Source organism: Streptomyces sp. NPDC096136, from assembly GCF_044763325.1.
Taxonomy (GTDB): Bacteria; Actinomycetota; Actinomycetes; order Streptomycetales; family Streptomycetaceae; genus Streptomyces.
The window spans coordinates 87218-110365 of record NZ_JBIWFZ010000020.1; the positions used below are offsets into that span (position 1 = coordinate 87218).

General features: G+C 73.9%; 22 protein-coding genes. 13 read left to right on the top strand and 9 right to left on the bottom strand.

Annotation, left to right across the window (positions count from 1 at the left end):
- Positions 1-52: 52 nt before the first annotated feature.
- From ACIRBY_RS30820 to ACIRBY_RS30835, 4 genes are all read left to right on the top strand, one after another.
- Positions 53-727: an urease accessory protein UreF gene (locus ACIRBY_RS30820; RefSeq protein ID WP_403906718.1), complete on the top strand. Its 675-nt coding sequence runs from the start codon at positions 53-55 to the stop codon at positions 725-727.
- A 43-nt stretch (positions 728-770) separates the two neighbouring features.
- Positions 771-1466, top strand: a complete 696-nt coding sequence (gene ureG / locus ACIRBY_RS30825) for an urease accessory protein UreG (protein ID WP_403906720.1) — start codon at positions 771-773, stop codon at positions 1464-1466.
- Positions 1467-1516: 50 nt separating this feature from the next.
- A complete protein-coding gene (locus ACIRBY_RS30830; RefSeq protein ID WP_403906868.1) occupies positions 1517-2278 on the top strand; it encodes an urease accessory protein UreD in 762 nt (253 codons plus the stop codon).
- Positions 2279-2484: 206 nt separating this feature from the next.
- A complete protein-coding gene (locus ACIRBY_RS30835) occupies positions 2485-4146 on the top strand; it encodes an alpha/beta hydrolase (protein ID WP_403906722.1) in 1662 nt (553 codons plus the stop codon).
- A 32-nt stretch (positions 4147-4178) separates the two neighbouring features.
- Here the strand turns inward: ACIRBY_RS30835 and ACIRBY_RS30840 are convergent, their stop codons facing one another.
- From ACIRBY_RS30840 to ACIRBY_RS30865, 6 genes are all read right to left on the bottom strand, one after another.
- Entirely contained in the window at positions 4179-4889 is a 711-nt protein-coding gene (locus ACIRBY_RS30840; protein ID WP_403906724.1) for a lysophospholipid acyltransferase family protein, read from the bottom strand.
- 87 nt (positions 4890-4976) lie between these two features.
- Positions 4977-5135 (bottom strand): hypothetical protein, encoded by a 159-nt coding sequence (locus ACIRBY_RS30845; protein WP_042814717.1) that lies wholly within the window; start codon positions 5133-5135, stop codon positions 4977-4979.
- Positions 5136-5167: 32 nt separating this feature from the next.
- A complete protein-coding gene (locus ACIRBY_RS30850; RefSeq protein ID WP_403906727.1) occupies positions 5168-6142 on the bottom strand; it encodes a cytochrome c oxidase assembly protein in 975 nt (324 codons plus the stop codon).
- Positions 6143-6240: 98 nt separating this feature from the next.
- A complete protein-coding gene (locus ACIRBY_RS30855) occupies positions 6241-7266 on the bottom strand; it encodes a 6-phosphofructokinase (protein WP_403906730.1) in 1026 nt (341 codons plus the stop codon).
- Between the two features lie 206 nt (positions 7267-7472).
- Positions 7473-8201: a type 1 glutamine amidotransferase gene (locus ACIRBY_RS30860; protein ID WP_042809884.1), complete on the bottom strand. Its 729-nt coding sequence runs from the start codon at positions 8199-8201 to the stop codon at positions 7473-7475.
- A 21-nt stretch (positions 8202-8222) separates the two neighbouring features.
- The gene (locus ACIRBY_RS30865) at positions 8223-9461 is read right to left on the bottom strand and encodes a MurT ligase domain-containing protein (RefSeq protein ID WP_366454251.1); all 1239 of its coding nucleotides are present in this window, start codon (positions 9459-9461) and stop codon (positions 8223-8225) included.
- A 122-nt stretch (positions 9462-9583) separates the two neighbouring features.
- Between ACIRBY_RS30865 and def the strand changes: the two genes are divergently transcribed.
- The gene (gene def, locus ACIRBY_RS30870) at positions 9584-10138 is read left to right on the top strand and encodes a peptide deformylase (RefSeq protein ID WP_403906734.1); all 555 of its coding nucleotides are present in this window, start codon (positions 9584-9586) and stop codon (positions 10136-10138) included.
- Positions 10139-10168: 30 nt separating this feature from the next.
- Here the strand turns inward: def and ACIRBY_RS30875 are convergent, their stop codons facing one another.
- Positions 10169-10819 (bottom strand): TetR family transcriptional regulator, encoded by a 651-nt coding sequence (locus ACIRBY_RS30875; protein ID WP_403906737.1) that lies wholly within the window; start codon positions 10817-10819, stop codon positions 10169-10171.
- Between the two features lie 205 nt (positions 10820-11024).
- Between ACIRBY_RS30875 and ACIRBY_RS30880 the strand changes: the two genes are divergently transcribed.
- Complete coding sequence (locus ACIRBY_RS30880) at positions 11025-12251, top strand: acyl-CoA dehydrogenase family protein (protein ID WP_403906740.1); 1227 nt, start codon at positions 11025-11027, stop codon at positions 12249-12251.
- A 369-nt stretch (positions 12252-12620) separates the two neighbouring features.
- The gene (locus ACIRBY_RS30885) at positions 12621-12806 is read left to right on the top strand and encodes a DUF5999 family protein (protein ID WP_042809879.1); all 186 of its coding nucleotides are present in this window, start codon (positions 12621-12623) and stop codon (positions 12804-12806) included.
- A gap of 143 nt (positions 12807-12949) precedes the next feature.
- Here the strand turns inward: ACIRBY_RS30885 and ACIRBY_RS30890 are convergent, their stop codons facing one another.
- Positions 12950-14986: an ATP-binding protein gene (locus ACIRBY_RS30890; RefSeq protein ID WP_403906744.1), complete on the bottom strand. Its 2037-nt coding sequence runs from the start codon at positions 14984-14986 to the stop codon at positions 12950-12952.
- 152 nt (positions 14987-15138) lie between these two features.
- Positions 15139-16113: a fibronectin type III domain-containing protein gene (locus tag ACIRBY_RS30895; RefSeq protein WP_403906747.1), complete on the bottom strand. Its 975-nt coding sequence runs from the start codon at positions 16111-16113 to the stop codon at positions 15139-15141.
- Between the two features lie 189 nt (positions 16114-16302).
- Between ACIRBY_RS30895 and ACIRBY_RS30900 the strand changes: the two genes are divergently transcribed.
- The 6 genes from ACIRBY_RS30900 (at position 16303) to ACIRBY_RS30925 (ending at position 23091) form a co-directional block, all read left to right on the top strand.
- Entirely contained in the window at positions 16303-17889 is a 1587-nt protein-coding gene (locus ACIRBY_RS30900) for an ABC transporter substrate-binding protein (RefSeq protein WP_403906750.1), read from the top strand.
- A gap of 32 nt (positions 17890-17921) precedes the next feature.
- A complete protein-coding gene (locus ACIRBY_RS30905; protein WP_403906870.1) occupies positions 17922-18887 on the top strand; it encodes an ABC transporter permease in 966 nt (321 codons plus the stop codon).
- Complete coding sequence (locus tag ACIRBY_RS30910; RefSeq protein ID WP_403906753.1) at positions 18880-19758, top strand: ABC transporter permease; 879 nt, start codon at positions 18880-18882, stop codon at positions 19756-19758. The genes ACIRBY_RS30905 and ACIRBY_RS30910 overlap by 8 nt, the downstream gene beginning before the upstream one ends.
- Entirely contained in the window at positions 19755-20738 is a 984-nt protein-coding gene (locus tag ACIRBY_RS30915; protein WP_403906756.1) for an ABC transporter ATP-binding protein, read from the top strand. The genes ACIRBY_RS30910 and ACIRBY_RS30915 overlap by 4 nt, the downstream gene beginning before the upstream one ends.
- Entirely contained in the window at positions 20731-21390 is a 660-nt protein-coding gene (locus tag ACIRBY_RS30920) for an ABC transporter ATP-binding protein (RefSeq protein ID WP_403906758.1), read from the top strand. Before ACIRBY_RS30915 ends, ACIRBY_RS30920 begins: the two co-directional genes overlap by 8 nt.
- A 129-nt stretch (positions 21391-21519) precedes the next feature.
- On the top strand, positions 21520-23091 hold the full coding sequence (locus tag ACIRBY_RS30925; protein ID WP_403906761.1) for a hypothetical protein: 1572 nt from the start codon (positions 21520-21522) through the stop codon (positions 23089-23091).
- Positions 23092-23148 lie beyond the last annotated feature (57 nt).

The window sequence follows — 23148 nt, forward strand, 5'->3', positions numbered from 1 at the left end:
ACGACGAAGGACCGCTCCTGATGAAGCACCGCATGCCGAGGAGCCCCGGCCGATGAGCCTCGCCGCGCTGCTCGTCCTGGCGGACGGCCGCTTCCCCGCCGGAGGGCACGCCCACTCCGGCGGGGCGGAGGCCGCCTGCAAGGCGGGCCGGATCCACGACGCCGCCACCCTGGCCCAGTTCTGCCGGGGCCGGCTGCACACCGCCGGGCTGACCGCCGCCGCCCTCGCCGCGGCGGCCGCCCTCGGCCTCGACCCGGCGGACCTCGACGCCGCCGCCGACGCCCGCACCCCCTCGCCCGCACTGCGCGCCGCCGCCCGCCGGCTCGGACGGCAGCTGCTGCGGGCCGCCCGCGCCACCTGGCCCGCCGCCGAACTCGACGCGCTGGCCGCCGCCTTCCCGCGCGGGGCGCACCAGCCCGTGGTGCTCGGCGTCACCGCCCGGGCCGCGGGGCTCGGCGCACTGGACGCCGCGCACGTGGCGGTGTACGAGAGCGTCAGCGGGCCGGCCACGGCCACCGTGCGGCTGCTGGGCCTCGACCCCTTCGAGGCGAGCGCCGTCCTGGCCGGCCTGGCCCCCGAGCTCGACGCCGTGGCCGCCCGGGCCGCCGAGGCCGCGCTGCTCGCGCGCACCGAGGGCGCGGACGTGCTGCCCGCGGCCTCCTCGCCGCTGCTGGAGATCGCCGCGCAGGCCCATGCCGACTGGGCGGTACGCCTCTTCGCCTCCTGAGCGCGGGCGCCCCCACCACCGACCATCCCCAAGGAGACCTGCCGTGCACCTCGACCACGACGTGACGTACCCCCACCGGCACACCCACGGCGCCGCGGCCCTGCGCGCCGACGGCAGCCGCCGCGCCCTGCGCATCGGACTCGGCGGACCCGTCGGATCCGGGAAGACCGCGACCGTCGCCGCGCTCTGCCGGGCCCTGCGCGCCGAACTGTCCATGGCCGTCGTCACCAACGACATCTACACCCGGGAGGACGCCGAGTTCCTGCTCCGCGAGGCGGTCCTGCCCCCCGAGCGGATCAGCGCGGTCGAGACCGGAGCCTGCCCGCACACCGCCATCCGCGACGACATCTCCGCCAACCTGGAGGCCGTGGAGGAACTGGAGGAGGCCCACCTGGGGACCGCCCCCCTCGACCTGATCCTCGTCGAGTCAGGCGGCGACAACCTGACCGCCACCTTCTCCCGGGGCCTGGTCGACGCCCAGATCTTCGTCATCGACGTGGCCGGGGGCGACGACATCCCGCGCAAGGGCGGCCCCGGGGTCACCACCGCCGACCTGCTCGTCGTCAACAAGACCGACCTCGCCCCCTACGTCGGCTCCGACCTGGAGCGGATGGCGCGCGACGCCGCCGAACAGCGCGGGGACCTGCCCGTCGCCTTCCAGTCCCTGCGCGGGGACGAGGGCGTGGCCCCGGTGGCCGGCTGGGTGCGCGAGCGGCTCGCCGCCTGGGCCGTACGGTGACCGCCGCACCCCTCGCCGCCGCGCCACCGGCCGTCACGCCCCCCGCAGCCCTGCCGCCGGCCGGGCTGCGGGCCACCGCCCGCATCGCCGCGGCCGCCGACGGGCGCGGCGGCACCGCCCTGCCCGTGCTGGCCGGGGAAGGGCCGCTCGCCCTGCGCCGGGTCCGGGGCGAGGGCGCCGAGGCGGGCGTGATGCTGGTCGGCGCGATGAGCGCCCCCCTCGGCGGCGACCACCTCACGGTGGAGGCGGACGCGGGACCGGGCGCACGGCTCGCCCTGCGCTCGGCGGCCGCCACCCTGGCCCTGCCCGGCCGCAGAGGCGAGAGCGCGCGGTACGACGTACGGCTGGAGCTGGCGGCGCAGTCGCAGGTGCGCTGGCTGCCGGAGCCGCTCGTCTCGGTGCGCGGCAGCGACCTGCGGGTCACCACCCGCGCCGAACTGGCCCCCTCCGCCCGGTTGGTGCTGCGCGAGGAACAGGTGCTGGGACGCGCCGGGGAGGCCCCCGGCCTGCTGCGCAGCCGCCTCACGGTGGTCCGGGGCGGCCGCCCGCTGCTGGACCAGGAGCTGTCCTGCGGGCCCGGCGCCCCGGGCGGCTGGGACGGGCCGGCCGGCATCGCCGGGCACCGGGCGCTCGGCCAGCTCCTCGTCGTGGACCCGCGGTTCGAGCAGGACCCGCCGCGGGCCGCGGTGCTGGGGGAGTTCGCGGCGGCCACCCCGCTGGCCGGCCCGGCCGTCCTGGTGACGGCCCTGGCCCCGGACGCGCTGCGGCTGCGCGAGCTGCTGGAGGAGGCGGCCCGGACGTACGGCTGGTGAGGGCCGTACCGGCGGCGGGTGTCCGGTGGGTGACGGGCGGGCGGATCCAGGGCGAATGGGACACCGCTCAGCGGTACACCCGTTTCCGGTTATCGGGTTGGCAAAGAACTCGACCTCGCTCTGTTGCCGGGTACCTGTCAGGCGAAAGGATCCCCCTGACCCAACCCGGCCGCCTCGCGCGGCACATGACCAGGGGGATCAACCACGTGATACGCAACGCGACGCTGGGGAGCGCCGCCACTCTCATCACCGGCGCGCTGGCCGCGGGCCTGCTGCTCGCGCCGTCCGCCTCGGCCGCCTCGGCCGGCAAGGACAACGGCGCCGCGGAGGCGGCCGGCGCCCAGATCGCCGCCGCCCGCGCCGCGCGCACCGGCATCGACTGGAAGGACTGCCCGGCCGACTGGGGCTTCGAGAAGCCGATCCAGTGCGGTTGGGTGAAGGTCCCGCTCGACTACGCCAAGCCCTTCGGCAAGACCATCGACATCGCGGTCGACCGCGCGGTCAGCACGGGCACCAAGGAGGAGCGCCAGGGCGCCCTCGTCTACAACCCGGGCGGCCCGGGCGGTTCCGGCATGCGCTTCCCGCGCCGGGTCACCACCAAGAGCCCGCTGTGGGTCAACACCTCCAAGGCGTACGACTTCGTGGGCTTCGACCCCCGTGGCGTCGGCCACTCCGCGCCGATCTCCTGCATCGACCCGCAGGAGTTCGTCAAGGCCCCCAAGGCCGACCCGGTCCCTTCCAACGAGGCCGACAAGCGCGCCCAGCGCAAGCTCGCCGCCGAGTACGCGGACGGCTGCAAGGAGCGCAGCGGCGAGATGCTGCCGCACATGACCACCACCAACACCGCGCGCGACCTGGACGTCGTCCGGGCCGCCCTCGGTGAGAAGAAGCTGAACTACCTCGGCGTCTCCTACGGCACCTACCTGGGCGGCGTCTACGCGACCCTGTTCCCGGGCCACGTCCGCCGCATGATCGTCGACTCGGTGGTCAACCCGGACACCGACAACATCTGGTACCAGGCCAACCTGGAGCAGGACGTCGCCTTCCAGACGCGCTGGAACGACTGGCAGGACTGGGTCGCCAAGTACGACTCCACCTTCCACCTCGGCGACACCCGCGCCAAGGTCGAGGCCAAGTACCAGCAGCTGCGCGCCCAGGCCAAGGCCAACCCGCTCGGCGGGGTCGTCGGCCCGGCCGAGCTCATCGGCTTCTTCCAGGGCGCCCCGTACTACGACTCCTCGTGGGTCCCGGTCGCGCAGGCCTTCAGCGCCTGGGCCGCCGGTGACGAGAAGCCGCTGATCGACGCCATCGCCCCGGACATGTCGGACACCAAGGCCAACGCCGCGTCCGAGAACAGCAACGCCGTCTACACCGCGGTGGAGTGCGCCGACGCCAAGTGGCCGACCAGCTGGGCCAAGTGGGACCGGGACAACAGCGAGCTGCACAAGAAGTACCCGTTCCTGACCTGGTCGAACGCCTGGATGAACCTGCCCTGCGCGACCTGGAAGTCCAAGCAGAGCACCCCGATCGAGGTCGGCGCGAAGAACATCGCCCCGGTCCTGATCGTCCAGTCCGAGCGTGACGCCGCCACCCCGTACCAGGGCGGTGTCGAGCTGCACCGCCGCCTGGCGGGCTCGCGCCTGATCACCGAGCAGAACGCCGGCTCGCACGGCGTCACCAGCCTGGTGAACCCCTGCATCAACACGCGGGTGGAGTCCTACCTGCTGACCGGCAAGGTCGACGCCAAGGACGTGAAGTGCGGCCCGCACGCCACTCCGGTGCCGCCGGCCCCGGCCGCCGCGAAGTCGCTCGCCCAGGCCCCGGCCTCGGAGCTCGCGAAGCGCGAGGAGCTCCCGGCCGTCCGCTAGGACCCCGGGAACCCCGATGAGCGGGAGGAGGCTCAGCGCTTCGTGCGCCGGGCCTTCTTCCGCTCCTCCTCTTCCTCGGCCTTGACCTCGGCCGCGTACCGGTCGACGTACTCCTGGCCGGAGAGGTTCAGGATCGCGTACATGATCTCGTCGGTGACGGCGCGCAGCACGGCCCGCTCGCCCTCCATCCCCGCGTACCGGGAGAACTCCAGCGGGGCGCCGAAGCGGATCGTGACCCGCCGGACCCTCGGGAGGGTCTGGCCGGGCGGCTGGATCTCGAAGGTGCCGAGCATCGCGCACGGGACGACGGGCACCCCGGCCTGCAGCGCCATCGCCGCCACCCCGACCTTGCCCTTGTAGAGCCGCCCGTCGTGCGAGCGGGTCCCCTCCGGGTAGATGCCCAGCAGCTCGCCCTTCGCCAGTACCCCGAGCCCCTCGCGCAGCGCCGCCTGCCCGGCGTCCTTGCCGGAGCGGTCCACCGGGATCTGCCCGGCGCTGCGGAAGAAGGCCGCGGTCAGCCGGCCCTTGAGCCCGGGGCCGGTGAAGTACTCGGCCTTCGCCAGGAAGGTGATGCGGCGCCGCAGGATCGCCGGCATCAGGAAGTGGTCGGAGAAGGACAGGTGGTTGCCCGCGACGATCGCGGCCCCCTCCTCGGGGACGTTCTCCAGGCCCTCGATGCGCGGCCGGAACAGCAGCCGCAGCAGCGGCCCGAGCAGGACGTGCTTGAGCAGGTGGTAGAACACCCGGCGCTTCCCTTCACCCGACGGTCGGACCACGGACGGATCAGCCATGCGGTGGCGAGGAGCGGGCCGTGCCGGCCCGGGCCGGTCTCAGGTGCTGCGGGAGGCGGCCAGGGCGAGGGTCAGCAGCCCCAGCACCACCCAGCCGAACCACAGCCAGCCGTTGCTGCCGAGGGCCACGGAGTACGTGGAGACGGCCACCAGGGCGGCGAGGGTCGTGACGGCCATCGCCTTAACGGATCCGTTCATGCCCCATGGTGGCGCGCCGACGGGCTCCGGCGCTACTGGCCGCGCCCTCGGAGCGAGGCGAGATAGGCGTTGTACTCCGCCAGCTCCTTGTCGCCGTCGCGGTCCGCGGCCCGGTCCGAGCGCCTCGCCGCCCGCTGCTCCGAGTGGTACCACTGGTAGACCAGCGCGATCAGCACCAGCACGGAGGGGATCTCGCTGAAGGCCCAGGCGATGCCGCCACCCCAGTGCTGGTCGTCCAGCGCGTCGATGCCCAGGGAGGCCGCGGGGTTCGCGTAGGTCTTGATCATCGGCTCGCTGGCCATCATCAGGGCGATGCCGAAGAAGGCGTGGAAGGGCATGCCCGCGAAGAGCTCCAGCATCCGCATCACGTAGCCGGGGCGGTGCGGGCCCGGGTCCACGCCCATGATCGGCCAGAAGAAGATCAGGCCGACGGCCAGGAAGTGGACCATCATGCCGATGTGCCCGGCCCTGCTCTGCATCAGGAAGTCGAAGAGCGGGGTGAAGTACAGGGCGTAGAGGCTGGCGATGAACATCGGGATGGTGAAGGCCGGGTGCGTGATGATCCGCATGTACCGGCTGTGCAGGAGCATCAGGAGCAGCTCGCGCGGGCCCTTGCTGCCGCGGGCCGCGGGCGGCAGGGCGCGCAGGGCCAGCGTCACCGGAGCCCCGAGCAGCAGCAGGATCGGGGTGATCATGCTGATCACCATGTGCTGGACCATGTGCACGCTGAACATGACCATGCCGTAGTCGTTCAGCTTGGTGCACATCACCAGCACCACCGTCAGCACACCGGCGACGAAGGAGAGCGTCCGGCCCAGGGGCCAGGCGTCCCCGCGCCGGCGCAGCCGCAGCACGCCCCATCCGTACAGGGCGAGCGCGATCAGGGAGCCGAACAGGAAGAAGCCGTCGAAGGAGAACTCCAGGCCGCGCCCGAGGGTGAACGGCGGCAGGTCCATGTTCATGTCCATATCCATGTTCATGTCCATGCCGTGACCGCTGTGGTCCATCTGTTCTCTCCCTTGACTGTGGCGCCCCACCACAGTAGTGCCGCCCCCGGACGCGATCGCGTCCGGGGGCGGCACCAGGGGTCAGAACGGGTGGAACATCACAGAACCGTCTGCGCCTCGTCGTACCGCGCGTCCGGCACGGTCTTGAGGGTCGAGGTGGCCTCGGCGAGCGGGACCATCACGATGTCGGTGCCGCGCAGGGCCGTCAGCATGCCGAACTCGCCCCGGTGGGCCGCCTCGACCGCGTGCCAGCCGAAGCGGGTGGCCAGCACCCGGTCGTAGGCGGTGGGCGTGCCGCCGCGCTGGACGTGGCCCAGGATGACCGGACGGGCCTCCTTGCCCAGGCGCCGCTCCAGCTCCACGGCGAGGATGTTGCCGATGCCGGCGAAGCGCTCGTGGCCGTACTGGTCCGTGCCGCCCTGCTGGTAGTCCATCGAGCCGGCACGCGGCTTGGCGCCCTCGGCGACCACGACGATGGCGAACCGCTTGCCGGCGGAGAAGCGCTCGCCGACGATCGCCGTCAGCTCCTCGATGTCGAAGGGGCGCTCCGGCACCACGATGGCGTGCGCGCCGGCCGCCATGCCCGAGTGCAGGGCGATCCAGCCGGTGTGGCGGCCCATGACCTCGACGACCATCACGCGCTGGTGGGACTCGGCGGTGGTCTTCAGCCGGTCCAGGGCCTCCGTGGCCACTCCGACGGCGGTGTCGAAGCCGAAGGTCACGTCGGTGGAGGAGATGTCGTTGTCGATCGTCTTCGGCACGCCGACGATCGGCAGGCCGCCCTGCGCGAGCAGGTTGGCGGCCTTCAGCGTGCCCTCGCCGCCGATCGGGATGATCGCGTCCAGGCCGAGGTCCGCCACGTGGCCGCGGGCCCGCTCCACGCCGTCGCGCAGGTGGGCGGGCTGGACGCGGGAGGAGCCGAGGATGGTGCCGCCGCGGGCCAGGATGCCGGCCACCGAGTCCAGGTCGAGCTTGCGGTAGTCGCACTCCAGCAGGCCGCGCCAGCCGTCGTGGAAGCCGATGACCTCGTCCCCGTGGTCGACGACGGCGCGGTGCACGACGGAGCGGATGACGGCATTGAGGCCGGGGCAGTCGCCACCGGAAGTGAGCACACCAATGCGCATGGCAGAGAGAACCTTTGCAACGTGGGCCGACGACCGGACCACGTCGTCCGGTTGGAACTAACCGTCACCCTACAAGCGGATTCCCGCTGGACTGAACCATCGTCCACATCGAGGACCTACGAAACGGAAGATCGTACGAAAGCACGTCGGCCCGGACCCCCGAGGGGGTCCGGGCCTGATGCCGTACGGCTCGGTGCCGCCGCGCGCTACGCGGGCTGCGTGGCCGCCGCGATGCGCTCCTCGCGCAGCGCCTCGTACCAGCGGTCGTCTATGGCCGGCAGCGCGTTCACGTCGAGGGCCAGCTTCAGCAGCAGGTCCGCGATCAGCGGGTTGCGGGCCATCACGGGACCGTGCATGTAGGTACCGAAGACGGTGTCGTTGTACGCGCCCTCGGTGCCGTCGCCGGTGCCGTTGCCCCGGCCCAGGCGGGTCCGGGCGAAGGGCTTGGCCGTCGGGCCCAGGTGCGTGACGCCCTGGTGGTTCTCGAAGCCCGTCAGCGGCGGCAGGTTCAGCCGCGGGTCGATGTCGGCGAGCACGTCGCCGACGCACCGCTCGCCCTCGCCGCGCACGGTCACGACGTCCAGCAGGCCCAGCCCCTCCTGGCGCTGGCCCATGTCGTTGACGAACTCCTTGCCGAGGATCTGGTACCCGGCGCAGACGGAGAAGACGATCGCCCCGTTCGAGACGGCGCGCTCCAGGCCGCCGTCGCGCAGCAGCCGCTCCGCGGCCAGCCGCTGCGGCCGGTCCTCACCGCCGCCGATCAGGTAGATGTCGCCCGAGGTGGGGATCGGCTGGTCGCTGCGCACGTCCACGCGCTGCACGTCCAGGCCGCGCTGGCGCGCCCGGCGCTCCACGACGAGGGCGTTGCCCTGGTCTCCGTACGTGCTGAGCAGGTCGGGGTAGACCCACACCAGACGCAGGCTGTTGTCGCTCATGCTCTTGTCCTCTATGGGTGACTAGTTGCCGACGCGGCGGCGCACGTCCTGGAAGGCGGTGTAGTTGGCGATCAGCTCGATCTGCCCGGGCGGCGCCAGCTGCACGGCCTCGTCGAGGGTCTCGCAGACCCGGAAGTCCAGGCCGGCGACCTCCAGGCGGACGGCCAGGTCCAGCTTGCGGTCGCCGATCACGAAGATCGGGTGGCCGGCGAGCCGCGGGTAGTCCACGTCCCACAGCCACGAGGTGTCGGTGCCGTCCGCGCCGCGGGCGTTGACGGACAGGATCACCGGCGCCGGGGGGCCGTCGATCAGCGAAAACGTTTCGAGCCAGCCGGCCGGGTTCTTCGCGAGCAGCAGGCGCAGCTCGCGGCCCTGGAAGCTGACCACGTCGTAGCGGCCGGCGACCGCCTGGACCTGGTACATGCGCTCCAGCGCGACCTGCGGGGGCACGCCGAACACGGCGGCCACGGCGGCCGAGGTGGCGGCGTTCGCCTTGTTGGCGCGGCCCGGCAGCTGGAGGTGGATCGGCCAGGCACTGCCGTGCGGGTCCAGCACGTGGTCGCCGGAGAGCACCCAGGTCGGGGTCGGGCGGCGGAAGCCGCACTCGCCGCAGAACCAGTCGTCGCCCGGGCGCTGCATGACGCCGCCGCAGGAGGGGCACGACCAGGCGTCGTCCTTCCACTCCTGGCCGGCCGCCACCCAGACGACGGTCTGCGACGAGGACGCCGACCAGACGATCAGGGGGTCGTCGCAGTTCGCGACGATGACCGCCTTGGAGCCCTGGAGCCCCTCCCGCCACTTCTCGGCGAGCATGCGGGTCTCCGCCGCGCGGTCGAGCTGGTCGCGGGAGAGGTTCAGCAGGGCGATCACCTTCGGGGTGACGTCCCGGGCCACCCCGGCCAGGTACTTCTCGTCGACCTCGATGACGCCGTACTTGGCGTCCGAGCCGCCGGCCAGGGCGGAGGTGATGCCCGCCGGCATGTTCGCGCCCAGCGCGTTCGAGACGACCGGACCGCTGGCCCGCAGGGCCTCCGCGATCAGGCGGGTCGTCGTGGTCTTGCCGTTCGTCGCGGAGACGAGGACGACATCGAGATGCTGCGCCAGCGCGCCGAGGAGATCGGGGTCCAGCCTGAGTGCGACCTTGCCACCGATCACCGATCCGCTTCCGCGTCCCGCGGCCCGCGACACCGCCGCCGCGGCCTTGCCCGCCGTCACGGCCAGCTTGGCCCGCGGCGAAAGCGGCTCCGTGTTGCCTGCCATCGTCCTTTGTCCTCCTAGCGTCGGTCGCCCCAGCCTATCCAGTACCGGCCGGAGCCTTGACCGCGGCGCCCCCGGTCAGCCGCGGATCTCCTCATATATTCGTCCGTCGTACCCTTACGGCCATGCGACAGCGCCCCATCCCCGGTACCACCGGACTCGTCCGCACCATGAGCCTGCTGGGTGATCCGGTGCTCCACTCCGCCTGCGCCGAGGTCACCGACTTCGGCCCCGAACTCGACCGCCTCATCGAGGACATGTTCGCCACGATGTACGCCGCCCAGGGCGTCGGACTCGCCGCGAACCAGATCGGCACCGGGCAGCGCGTCTTCGTCTACGACTGCCCCGACGACGACGACGTCCGCCATGTGGGACACGTCGTCAACCCCCGTCTGGTCGAGGCGGACGGGGACGAGTTCGTGGGCCCCGAGGGCTGCCTGTCGCTGCCCGGCCTGGAGGCGGGTACCGCCCGCTTCGACCGCGCGGTCGTCGAGGGGGTCGCCTCCGACGGGACGCCGGTGCGGATCGAGGGCACCGGGTTCTTCGCCCGCTGCCTCCAGCACGAGTGCGACCACCTCGACGGCACCGTCTACGCGGACCGGGTGACCGGTCTGCGCGCCCGCCTGCTGCGCCGGGCCATCCGCAGGACGGACTGGGGCCGGGCGGCCGGGCAGGTGTAGCCCCGGCCGGCGCCGGCGGGCCCGGCCCGGTCAGAAGCCCGGGCCGTCCTCGCGGTTGCCCGCGGTGGCCAGGCGGCCCCAGAGCAGGTCGGTGAGGCCCGCCACCAGGTCGGCCCGGGCGCACGGGCGTTCGCCGAGCCACCAGTCGCCGGCGGCGTGCATCATCCCGACGATGCCGTGCCCCCAGATCCGCGCGAGCTGTTCGCCGCCCGGGCCGAGGTCGACGCGCTCGCCCACCACCTTCGCCAGCTCCTCGCCGAGCCGGCGCAGCAGCGGGGCGGAGTGCAGACCTACGTCGAAGCCGCGCTCGGAGCTCTGCGAGTCCTCGGCGGGGTGCATCAGGAACCGGTAGACCTGGGGGCGTGCCTCGATGGCGGCGAGGTAGGTGTCGAGGGTGGCCTCCACCCGGCTGCGCCGCTCGGCCGGGGCGTCGAGCGCGGCCCGCAGCGAGTCGAGCAGGGCGTCGGTGTGCCGGACGGCCAGGGCCTGGTAGAGCCCGGCCTTGTCGCCGAAGTGCCGGTAGAGGATGGGCTTGGTGATGCCCGCCTCCGCCGCGATGGCGTTCATGGAGGCCTTGGGGCCGTCCCTGAGGACGACGCGGTCCGCCGCCTCGAGCAGCTCGCGCCGGCGGCGCTCGCCGGCTCCCGGCTCCCCGGCTCCGGCCTCCTGGGTGGTCTGCATGACGTGTTTATCTCCCCGCCCTTGCGATGTGCGTGACGCCCACGCAACGTAACACCCCGCACACCCCGGCGACCGAACCGGCGGCGCTTGACAGTGCTTACCGGCCGGTAACAGACTGTGGCCATCGTTTAGGTTACCGGCAGTAACCCGCGGGGCGGGGCTACCGGGCGGGGCCGCGAGGCCGAGTGCATCAGCTGGAGGGGACATGGCGGAGTTCACCATGGAGCTCAACGACGACCAGAAGCAGGTCCGCGACTGGATCCACGGCTTCGCCGCCGACGTGATCCGCCCCGCGGCGGCGGAGTGGGACGAGCGCGAGGAGACCCCCTGGCCCGTCATCCAGGAGGCCGCCAAGGTCGGCATCTACTCGCTGGACTTCTACGCCCAGCAGTTCTTCGACCCGACCGGCCTGGGCGTCCCGATGGCCATGGAGGAGCTCTTCTGGGGCGACGCCGGCATCGCCCTGTCGATCGTGGGCACCGGACTCGCGGCCATCGGCGTCCTCGCCAACGGCACCGAGGAGCAGATCGGCACCTGGATCCCGCAGATGTACGGCACCCCCGACGACGTGAAGGTCGCCGCCTTCTGCTCCTCGGAGCCGGACGCCGGCTCCGACGTCGGCGCGATGCGCACCCGGGCCGTCTACGACCAGGCCGCGGACGAGTGGGTGCTCAACGGCACCAAGACCTGGGCCACCAACGGCGGCATCGCCAACGTCCACATCGTCGTCGCCGTGGTCGACCCCGGGCTCGGCACCAAGGGCCACGCCTCCTTCATCGTCCCGCCGGGCACCCCGGGCCTCTCGCAGGGCCAGAAGTTCAAGAAGCACGGCATCCGCGCCTCCCACACGGCCGAGGTGGTGCTGGAGGACGTGCGCGTCCCCGGCTCCTGCCTGCTGGGCGGCAAGGAGAAGCTCGACGAGCGGCTCGCGCGGGCCCGCGAGAAGGCGAAGGCGGGCGGCGAGCGGGTGAAGAACGCCGCCATGGCCACCTTCGAGGCCTCCCGGCCCGCGGTCGGCGCGATGGCGGTCGGCACGGCCCGCGCCGCGTACGAGGTCGCCCTCGACTACGCGAAGACCCGCACCCAGTTCGGCCGGCCGATCATCGACAACCAGGGCGTGGCCTTCCAGCTCGCGGACATGCGCACGCAGATCGACGCGGCCCGGCTCCTGGTGTGGCGCGCCTCGTGGATGGCGGTCGCGGGGCGGCCCTTCACCGCGGCGGAGGGCTCCATGTCGAAGCTCTACGCGAGCGAGGTGGCCAAGAAGGTCACCGCCCAGGCGGTGCAGATACTCGGCGGCAACGGCTTCACCCGGGAGTACCCGGTGGAGCGGATGCACCGCGACGCGGCCATCTACACGATCTTCGAAGGGACGAGCGAGATCCAGCGCCTGGTGATCGCCCGCACCCTCTCCGGAATGCCGATCCGCTAGCCGCGGGCCGTGTGGGGGCCGGGGTGCGGGAACCCTCGCCCGGCCCCTTCGCCGGGGCCGGGCGAGGGGGCTGCGGCCCGTGTGATCCTGGCCACTCCCGGGGCTCCGGGGGCGGATGTGTTGCGTTGATCGTCCTGTTTTGACGGGGGCGCGCGCCGCGGGATTGCGGGGCAGCGGGCTCCGCGTGCGCCGAGAAGATCCCGACGGCCGGCATGAGCGCATGGTGAGCGGGCATACACACCCTGAACTCGACCTCCAAAACGGGTTCCGTCCGGGGGCGGCGATCGGCAATACTCGCCGCCACCGTGGATCGCGGAATCGACCGGGTGACCACCGGCCCTCCCGCCCCACACTGCGAGGAGGTGCGCCATGTGCTCCCACCAGCCCCCCTGCCCGCCCGCCGACAGCGCCGACCGTGACGCTGCCCGCACCGTGGCCTTCCATCCCGAACAGGGCTGGAGCCTGCTCTGCAACGGCGTGGTGGTCTTCGACGACACCGGGGAACTGCTCCCCGAAGGCCGGACGGTGGAACCCCGTCGCCCGGCCCTGGTCTGAGCGAGGAGGCAGCATGCGCCAGCAGCTGATCCGCAAGCCCGTCCCCAAGCCCGCCCCCCGAGACCTGGACCTGCGCACACCGTCGGGCAGACCCCTCCCGTACTGACGGGAGCCCCCGCCTCACGACGTCCACCGGCCGCCCCTCAGCCGGTGGACGCCGCCGCACCGCCCCGGAACGCGGTCTCGTACGCCGCGTCGCCGATCGCCGCCCTGGCCTGCCGCTCGCCCTGGTCCCGCAGGGCCGTCAGGGAGGGCGAGCCCATCTGCGGCCGCCCCACCGTGCGCCACCAGGCGTGCCCGGTGCCCAGCAGCCGCGCGGCCAGTTCCCCGTCGCCCAGGGCCGCCACCGCCGCCGCGAGCATGTCCAGCCCGATCGCGATGCCGAAGCGGTCGTTCAGCAGCCGCTTGCCCGAGAGCATCGCCCGCACGTGCCGGGCGGCCTCCCCGTGCTGGCCGAGCCCGAGCGCCGCGAAGGCCAGCACGTAGTCCGCGTACGCCCTCAGCCAGCGCTCGCCCAGCTCCACGCAGGCCTCGCGCAGCCCCCGGGCCTCCTCGGCGGCCTCCTCGAAGCGCCCCAGGTCGCACAGGGCGTACGAGCTCACCAGCTGGCACAGCAGCCGCCCCGCGCCGCGCCCGGTCCCGCCGTGGCCCGCCCGCGCCCGGGGTCCCGCCAGCGCGAGCGCCCGCTCCGGGTCGCCCGGCATCAGCAGGGACACCGACCGCAGGTAGGCGGCGCGCTGGCGCCCCTCCGGATCGCCGAGCCCGTCCGCGGCCCGCACGCACGCGAGGCCCGTCAGCCGGGCCGCCCCCAGGTCGCCCTGGAGCAGCATCGTCAGCCCGAGCGCCCACAGCGCCTGGGCGTGCGCGGCCCCGGTCGGCGGGGCCTGGGCCAGGGCCCGCTCCAGGAAGCCCCGGCCCTCCTGGAGGTGGCCGCAGGAGAACCAGAAGAACCACAGGGCCCCGGCCATCTCCAGGGCGGCTTGCGGGTCCGTCCCCAGGAGGTGCTCCAGCGCGGTGCGCAGCTGGGCGTGCTCGGAGCTCATCCTGCGGTACCAGTCCACCTGCCCCGGCCCCATCCACCCCTGCTCGGCGGCCCGGGCGAGGGCGGCGTACCAGTGGGCGTGGCGGTCGGCGACCGCCCCCACCTCGTCCAGCTCCTCCAGCCAGTCGTGGCCGAACTCGCGGATGGTGTCCAGCATCCGGTAGCGGGCCCCCGCCCCCCGCTCCCGGGACCGGCGCACGACGGACTTCGCGACCAGCCCCTCCAGCAGCCGTTCCACCCGCGCCGCGGGCAGCGGTCCGCCGGCGCACACCGCCCGGGCGGCGGCCGCTTCGAAGTCCCCGGCGAACACCGACAGCCGGGCCCACAGAAGCCGTTCCAGCGGCTCGCACAGCTCGTGGCTCCAGCCGATCGCGGTCCGCAGGGTCCGGTGCCGGGCCGGCAGGGCGGCGCCGGTGGTGTCCGAGAGCACCTCGAAGCGCGCTCCCAGCAGCTGGGCCATCCGCTCCAGCGTCCACAGCCGCAGCCGGGCACCGGCCAGCTCCAGCGCGAGCGGGATGCCGTCCAGGCGGCGGCAGACCTCGGCCGCGAGGGCGGCCCGGGCGGGGTCGGCGAGGGCGGCGGCGGCCTGCGGGGCGGCGGCCAGGGCGCGGGCCCGGAACAGGGCGAGGGCGTCGCTGTCGGGGCCCTCGCAGGGCAGCGGGCGGACCTCCAGGACGGTCTCGCCGGGGGAGCCCAGCCGCTCGCGGGAGGTGACCAGCACCGTCAGTCCGGGTGCGGACTGCAGGAGTTCGCCCACCAGGTGCCGGACGGGGGTGACCAGGTGCTCGCAGGTGTCCAGGACGATGAGCAGGGTCTTGTCGGCCATCCACGTGCACAGCTCCTCGTCGAGGGACTGCGCGGCGTGCGGCGCGGCGCCGATGGCCAGGCCCAGGGCGTGGGCGAGGGTGGTGGTCAGGAGCCCGGGGTCGCGCAGCGGGGAGAGCTCCACCCACCACACCCCGTCGGGCCGGGACCGGCCGGGGCGGGCGGCGGCCCGCAGGGCGAGCCGGGACTTGCCGACCCCGCCCACCCCGGTCAGGGTGATCAGTCTTCGCTGGTCCAGCAGGCCGTCGAGGCGGTCGAGTTCGGCCTCGCGGCCGAAGAAGCTCGCCGTTTCCGGCGGTAGGTTTCCCGGCACGGCGCCAGATTCTGACGTATGACCGCCGCCGGCGGCACCTGCCTGACCGTGGTTGACCGAGTACTCACCGAACACGGATGTATTGTGCGCGATCTTCTTCCCGGGCCGTGCCGTTCGGCCCGGATCGGCGCCGGCGGGCCGGCCGGCGTCCGTCAGCCGGGGAGGGTGATCCGGCGTTCCTCCGAGAAGGCGCCCCAGTTGCCGTCGGGCAGGCGGGCGCGCAGTTTCAGGGTCCAGGCGGTCCCGGCCGGCTCGGTGGTGGTGAGCCGGTAGGAGGCCCGTCCCTCCGGTACGGCTCCGGCCCCGAACTGGATGACCGTGACGGGCCGGTCGTTGACGTAGAGCTGGTACTCGGCCGTCTCCCGGCCGGTGTCCGGGGCGCTCCAGCCCAGGTCCACGGTCCCGGGGGAGGCGGTGGCGGTGAAGGCGCCGGGCGCGGTGCCGGGGCCCCGGGCGGGGTCGTCGGGGGTGGTCACGGCCACCGCCGGCCCGTCGGGGGAGCTGTTGTCGGAGCCGTCGCGGGCCCGGACGGTGAAGGAGTAGGCGGTGCCCGGCTGGAGCCCGGTGAGGGTGGTGGAGCCCTCGGCGGCGCCGGCCGTGTGGATCCGGATCCCGCCCTGGTAGACGTCGTACGCCGTCACGCCCGTGTCGTCCGTCGCCGGGGTCCACTCCAGGCGGACCGTCCGGGGGCCCTCGGCGCGGCCGGCGGTGGTGGCCGGCGCGGTGGGCGCCATATGGTCCTCGGCCCGGGCGGCGGGGGTGGTGACCTGTGCGGCGGCGCTCGGGGCGGAGCGGTTCCCGGCGGCGTCGCGGGCCCGGACCGTGAACGCGTAGGCGGTCTGCGGGGCGAGGCCGGTGACGTCCACCATGGTCTTCTCGGAGGGGAGTTCCCGGACGAGCCGGCCGCTCTGGAAGACCTGGTAGCCGGTGACCCCGTCGGCGGGCGGGGCCGCCTCCCACATCACGTGGACCGAAGTGGCGCTGCCCGCCCGGGCGGTGAGCCCGCCGGGGGCGTGCGGGGGGCGGGTGTCCCCGTCGGCGCCGCAGGCCGTCAGCGCGGCGGCCAGGCAGAGGGCGAGGCCGGCGCGGGCCGCCCCGGTGCGGCGCGGGGCCGTGATGGGTCGCACGGGGTGCCTACCTCGTCCGTGTTCGCGTAAAGGTCTAGACATATATGGCACGGGCGGGGGCGGCCGGACAAGCCCCCGGTGGCCGGGAATCGGTGTCCGTATGGCCAGGTTCGTCGCTTTCTGATCTCGTCTGGCATTATTGCGATCAGTTTGCAATAACAGATGATCTTGAACAGGGATGTGCACAGCATGACGGCCCGGACCGTACGGGGAGCCGCGGGCGCGGCGCTCACCGCCGCACTCATCACGGCCGTGACGGCCTGCTCCAACCCCTCGGCCCCCGCCCCGGCCGACACCGCCGTCGTCGGCATCGCCACCGAACCGGAGACCCTCAGCCCGCTGCTCGGCTACGGCAAGGACGGCAACTCCAAGGTCTTCGACGGACTCCTCACCCACGACGCGGACATGAAGCTCCGGCCCGCGCTCGCCGAGGCCCTGCCGGAGGTCTCCGCCGACGGCCGCACGTACACCTACAGCCTGCGCCGGGGCGTGGAGTTCAGCGACGGCGAGCCCTTCTCCGCCAAGGACGTCGAGTTCACCTACCGCACCATCCTCGACCCGAAGACCAACAACCCCTCCAGGACCGAGCTGGACGCGATCGAGAGCGTCACGGCCCAGGGGGCGGACCGGGTGGTCTTCACCCTCAAGTACCCCTACGCCCCCTTCGCCGAACGGACCGTGCTGCCCATCGCCCCCGAGCACATCGCGGGCCGGCAGGACGTCAACACCGGCGAGTTCACCACCAGGCCGGTGGGCACCGGACCCTACGTCCTCACCGGCTGGTCCCGGGGCGAGAAGCTCAGCTTCAAGGCCAACCCCGGCTACTGGGGCGGCGAACCCGCCGTGAAGAACCTCACCATGGCCGTCGTCAAGGACGACGACGTCCGCGCCACCCGGCTGCGCTCCGGCGAGCTCGACGGGGCCGTCCTGCCCCCCGACCTGGCCCGCGGCTTCGAGAAGGACCGCGCCAGGCGGATCCACACGGCCAGGACCTTCGACTACCGCAACGTCACCCTCCCGACCCACCACCAGGTCACCGGGGACGTGGCGGTCCGCCGGGCGCTCGACCTCGCCGTCGACCGCAAGGCCATGGTCGACACCCTGCTGGACGGCGCGGGCAGGGCCGCCTACGGCCCGGTCCCCACCGACAGCCCCTGGTTCGCCCCCGGCACCGAGCGCCCGTACGACCCCGACCGCGCCCGGCGGATCCTCGACGAGGCCGGCTGGAAGACCGGCGAGGACGGCATCCGCGCCAAGGACGGGGTCCGCGCCTCCTTCCCGCTGTGGTACACCTCCGGCGACAAGATCCGCCAGGACCACGCGCTCGCCTTCGCCTCCGACGCGAAGAAGGCGGGCATCGAGGTCAGGACCGAGGCCGGGACCTGGGAGGTCATCGAGCCCCGGATGAAGACCGACGCCGTCCTCGCGGGCGGCGGCTCCCCGGCCGACCCCGACTTCGACCAGTACCAGCTGCTGACCTCCTCGCTCGCCGGCGACGGCTTCAACAACATGGCCCGGTACGACAACCCGGCCGTGGACCGCGCCGTCGCCGACGGCCGCACCAGCGGGGACCCGGCCGCCCGCAAGGCCGCCTACGACACCGTGCAGCGCGAGCTCGCCCGGGACCCCGGCTACGTCTTCCTCACCCACATCGACCACGTCTACGTCCTGGGCGACCGGTGGGAGGGCCCGTCCACCCAGGTCGAGCCGCACGACCACGGCCTCGGCTCCGGCCCGTGGTGGAACGTGGAGACCTGGAAGCCGAAGCAGAGGTGACCCCCCGCCTGACGAACCTGCCGTGGGGGCCCATGGGGCGCATGGCCGGGCGGCGGCTCCTGGCCGCCGCCCCGGTCCTGCTCGCCGTCACCCTCGGCGTCTTCACCGTCGCCGAGTTCTCCCCCTTCGACCCCGTCAAGGCCTACGCCGGCACCGCCGGACTCACCGCCTCCGGGGCCGAACTCGACCGGCTGCGCGCCAACCTGGGCGTCGACCGCCCGCTCCTCGCCCGCTGGTGGGAGTGGCTCACCTCCGCGCTCACCGGCGATCTCGGCGACTCCGCCGTCCTGCGCCGGCCCGTCGCCGACGCCGTCGCCGAGCGCCTGGGCTGGTCCGCGCTGCTCGCCGGCTGCGCCTTCGCCGTGGCCGTCCTCCTCGGCACGGGCCTCGGCGTGCTCGCCGCCCGCCGCCGGGGCGGCCCGCTGGACCGGATCGTGAGCGGCCTCGCGTACACCCTGGAGGCGGCCCCGGCCTTCTGGCTCGGGCTCCTGGCCGTCTGGCTGTTCTCCGTACGGCTGGGCGTGCTGCCCTCCGGCGGGCTCACCGATGCCGCCGCCGACACGGTCACCCCCGGCCAGGTCGCCTCCCACCTGGTGCTGCCCGCGCTGGTGCTCGGGACCTCCCAGCTGCCCTGGTTCTTCCTCTACGTGCGCCAGGGCGTCGCCGACGCCCTGGACGAGGACCCCGTCCGCGGCGCCCGCGCGCGGGGCCTGTCGCAGCGCCGGGTCCTGCTCGGGCACGCCCTGCGCTCCGGGATGCTCCCGATGCTGACCCTCATCGGCTCGCGGGTGCCCGAGCTGATCACCGGCGCCCTCCTCGTGGAGACCGTCTTCAGCTGGCCCGGCATCGCCGCAGCCACCGTGCAGGCCGCCACTTCGGTGGACTTCCCGCTGCTGGCCGCGCTGACCGTCCTGGCCGCGGCCGCGGTCCTGGCCGGCAACCTGCTGTCCGACCTGCTGTACGGGCTCGCGGACCCGAGGGTGGGCTTCGATGGCTGAGCACGCGGACCCGGTGGTCTGGCGGAGGCACGGCCCCGGCCGCCGCTCCACCCGCGCCCTGAAGGTGCGAGCCTCGGCCGCCGTGGCGCTGCTGACGGCGCTGGCCGTCCTGGTGGTGCCCCCGCTGGTCCAGCTCGACCAGCAGGCCGTCGACCTCTCCGCGAAACTGCTGCCGCCCTCCTGGGCGCACCCCTTCGGCACCGACGACGTGGGCCGGGACCTGCTGCTGCGCTGCGTCTACGGGCTGCGGGTCTCGCTCCTGGTCGGCCTGGTCGCGGCGCTCGCCGCCACCGTGATCGGCACGGCCGTCGGCGCGGCCGCCGGGGCCCTGGGCGGCTGGACCGACCGGCTCCTCATGCGGGTGGTCGACACCCTGTCGTCCGTCCCGCACCTGCTGCTCGGCGTGTTCGTCGTCGCCCTCTTCCGGCCCGGCGTCTGGCCGGTCGTGGCCTCGGTGGCGGTCACCCACTGGCTGTCCACCGCCCGGATCGTGCGCGCCGAGGTCCTCTCCCTGCGCGGCCGGCCGTACGTGGACGCGGCCGTCTCCGGCGGTGCCTCGCGGTGGCGGGTCGCCGTCCGCCACCTGCTGCCCGGAGTGCTGCCGCAGGCCGGGCTGGCGGCGGTGCTGATGGTCCCGCACGCCATGTGGCACGAGTCCGCCCTGTCCTTCCTCGGCCTCGGCCTGCCCGCCCACCAGGCCAGCCTCGGCACCCTCGTGCAGGGCGGCCGCGGCTCTCTGCTGGCCGGCGACTGGTGGCCCACGCTCTTCCCCGGCCTGCTGCTGATCCTCCCCACCCTCGCCGTCGCCGGCCTCGCGGGCGCCTGGCGCGACCGCCTCGACCCCCGCCGACGCACGGAGGCGACCCTGTGACCCGCCACGACCCCGCACCGCCCCACGCTTCCGCCGCCGACCGGGAGTGGGCGCTGCGCGTCGACGGGCTCTCCGTACGGTTCCGCACGGCCGGGGGCCGGTACGTGGAAGCCGTCACCGACGCCGGGTTCCGCCTGGCGGCGGGGGAGTGCCTCGTGCTCGTCGGCGAGAGCGGCTGCGGGAAGTCCGTGCTGGCCTCCGCCCTGCTCGGACTGCTGCCCGGCAACGCCGAGACCGCCGGCTCCGCCTTCCTCGCCGACGGCCTCGACCTGCTCGCCGCCGACGAGGCCACCCTGGCCCGCACGGTACGGGGCCGGCGCGTGGGCCTGGTCCCGCAGAGCCCCGCCGCGCACCTCACCCCCGTCCGCACCGTCCGCTCCCAGCTGGAGGAGACCGTCCGGGAACTCACCGGCATCCGCTCCCGGCGCGGGGTCGCGGAGGCCGCCGAGGCCGCCGCCGCCCGGACCGCCTTCCCCGCCGACCACCTCGACCGCCACCCCCACCAGCTCTCCGGCGGCCTCGCCCAGCGGGCCGCCACCGCCCTCGCCCTGATCGGGGACGCCCCCCTGCTGCTCGCCGACGAGCCGACCACCGGCCTCGACCGGGACCTCGTCGAGCGCACCGCCGACGAGCTGCGCGCCCACACCCGGGACGCCGGCCGCGCCCTGCTGATGATCACCCACGACCTGGCCGCCGCCCGGCGCGTCGCCGACACCGTCGCCGTCATGTACGCCGGCCGGATCGTCGAACTCGCCCCCGCGGAGGCCTTCTTCGGCCAGCCCGGCCCCCGCCACCCCTACGCCCGCGGCCTGCTCGACGCCCTGCCCGAGCGCGCCTTCACCCCGATCCCGGGCGCCCCGCCCGAGCTCGGCGACCTGCCGCCCGGCTGCGCCTTCGCCGCCCGCTGCGCCCTCGCCGACGCCGGCTGCCGGACCGTCCGGCCGCCGCTCACCGAAGGGGTGGCCTGCCACCGTGCTTGAGCTCAGGGGCGTCACCGCCGGCTACGACCGCCGCAGCCCCGTCGTCCGCGACGCCCACCTCGTCCTGCGCCCCGGCGAGGCCCTCGGCCTGCTCGGGCCCAGCGGCTGCGGCAAGTCCACCCTGGCCCGCGTCGCCGCCCTGCTGCACCGTCCCGACCGCGGGACGGTGCTCCTCGACGGCCGCGCGGCGCCCGGCTTCCGGCACCGGGCCCCGCGCTCCCTGCGCACCGCCGTGGGCGTCGTCTTCCAGCAGCCCCGGCTCTCGGCGGACCCCCGCCTCAGGCTGCGCGACCTCGTCGCCGAACCGCTCCGCGCCACCGGCCGGCGCAAGGAGGCGGCCGCGGCGGTGGACGCCCTGGCCGACCGGGTCGGCCTCGGGGCGGACCTCCTCGGCCGGTACCCCCACGAGGTCAGCGACGGCCAGCTCCAGCGCGCCTGCCTGGCGCGGGCGCTGGTGCTGCGGCCGCGCTGGCTGGTCTGCGACGAGATGACCGCGATGCTCGACGCCTCGACCACGGCTGCGCTGGTCGGCGTGGTCGAGGAGTACCGGAGGCAGAGCGGAGCCGGCCTGCTGGCCGTGGGGCACGATCCGGTGCTGCTCGGCCGCTGGTGCGACCGCACGGTGGACTGGAGCGAGGTCGCGCGCGGCTGACCGACTGTTGCGCCTTCATGAATCATCCCCTCCCGCCATGGACTCCTCGGGCGGTGCGATCTAGCGTCTGGCGGCGGCGCGATGTCAGACGCAATGTCAACAGCACCGAACGACAAGGAGGACGCCCGGATGTTCCGAAGAGCGCTGAACTGCGCTGCGGTCCCGGCCATCGCCGCCCTGACGGTAGTGGCCGGGCTCGCCTCGCCGGCCCGTGCCGAGGAGATCCCGCAGGCCCCCGGCCACCGCCTGGTCCGCCACTACGAGGGCGCCCCCGCGACCGCCGCCCCGCTGCCGGGCACGGCCCCGCCACAGCACCCCTTCCTCGCGCCCAACGGCCGCAGCGGCATGCACGCGGACGCCGGCGGCAGCGCCGCCTCCCCCTGGTCCGGACCGCTGGGCCGCGACCCGCAGGTCACCAGCGAGAAGATCGCCGCACTCGGCGGGGAGTGCGCCACCGCCACCTTCGACTCGGGCGGCCGCCTCGTCACCGTCTGCGGCACCTTCTCCGGCTTCAAGGTCAAGCTCCTGGAGCCCCGCACCCTCGCCACGCTCGCGGAACACCAGCTCCCGCAGCGTTCCTCGACGGTCGAGGCGATCACCTCGCTCGACTTCTCGAAGATCTTCAAGGACACCTCGGGCGGCGCCTACTTCTACCTCGACAACGAGGACCGCGCGGTGCTGGCCGACTCCCGCCAGCACGTCCTGCGCCTGGCCCACTCCCAGAACCCCGACGGCAGCTGGAAGTTCACCGTCGAGAACGACTGGGACCTCACCGGCCAGGTCCCGCACGACTGCGTCGGCTGGACCAACCTGTGGCCCAGCGGCGCCTGTGACCCCGTCACCTCGGTCATGCCCGACTGGAACGGCCTCATCTGGTGGGTCACCCGCCAGGGCCGCGTCGGCACGGTGGACCCGCAGACCTCGCGGATCCGCTCCGTCCGGCTGAACGGCGAGGAGATCCAGAACTCCTTCTCGGTCGCCGAGGACGGCGTCTCCATCGTCTCCGACCACGCCCTCTACAGCTTCCGCGCCACCGCCGACGGCACCCCCGAGGTCCAGTGGCGCCAGACGTACGACCGCGGGACCGGGACCAAGCCCGGCTCCGTGAACCAGGGTTCGGGCACCACCCCGGACCTCTTCGGCGACGGCTACGTCGCCATCACCGACAACGCCGACGACCGGATGAACGTCCTGGTCTACCGCAGGGGCGCCGACGTCCCCGCCGACCGGCGGCCGGTCTGCAAGGTGCCCGTCTTCGGCTCCGGCGCCTCGACCACCGACAACTCCCTGATCACCTGGGGCAACAGCATCGTCGTCGAGAACAACTACGGCTACGAGAACGTCACCTCGCTGCTGCTGGGCAAGTCGGTCGTCGGCGGGGTCAGCCGCATCGACGTCCGCGCGGACGGCAGCGGCTGCGACACGGTGTGGGAGAGCGCGATCCGCTCGCCCTCCGTCGTCCCCAAGCTCTCCACCGGCAACGGGCTGCTCTACTTCTACGAGAAGGAGCCCAACGCCTGGGGCATCGACGCCTGGTACCTCACCGCCGTGGACTTCCGCACCGGTGAGCGCCGCTGGCGGCAGCTGACGGGCACCGGCCCGCTGTACGACAACAACTGGGCGCCGATCACCCTCGGACCCGACGGAACGGCGTACGTCGGCGTGTTCAACGGCATCGTCGCGGTCCGCGACGGCGGCTGACGCGGACACCGGCCGGGCCCCCGCCCGAGGAGGGGCGGGGGCCCGGGGCGCCTCGCC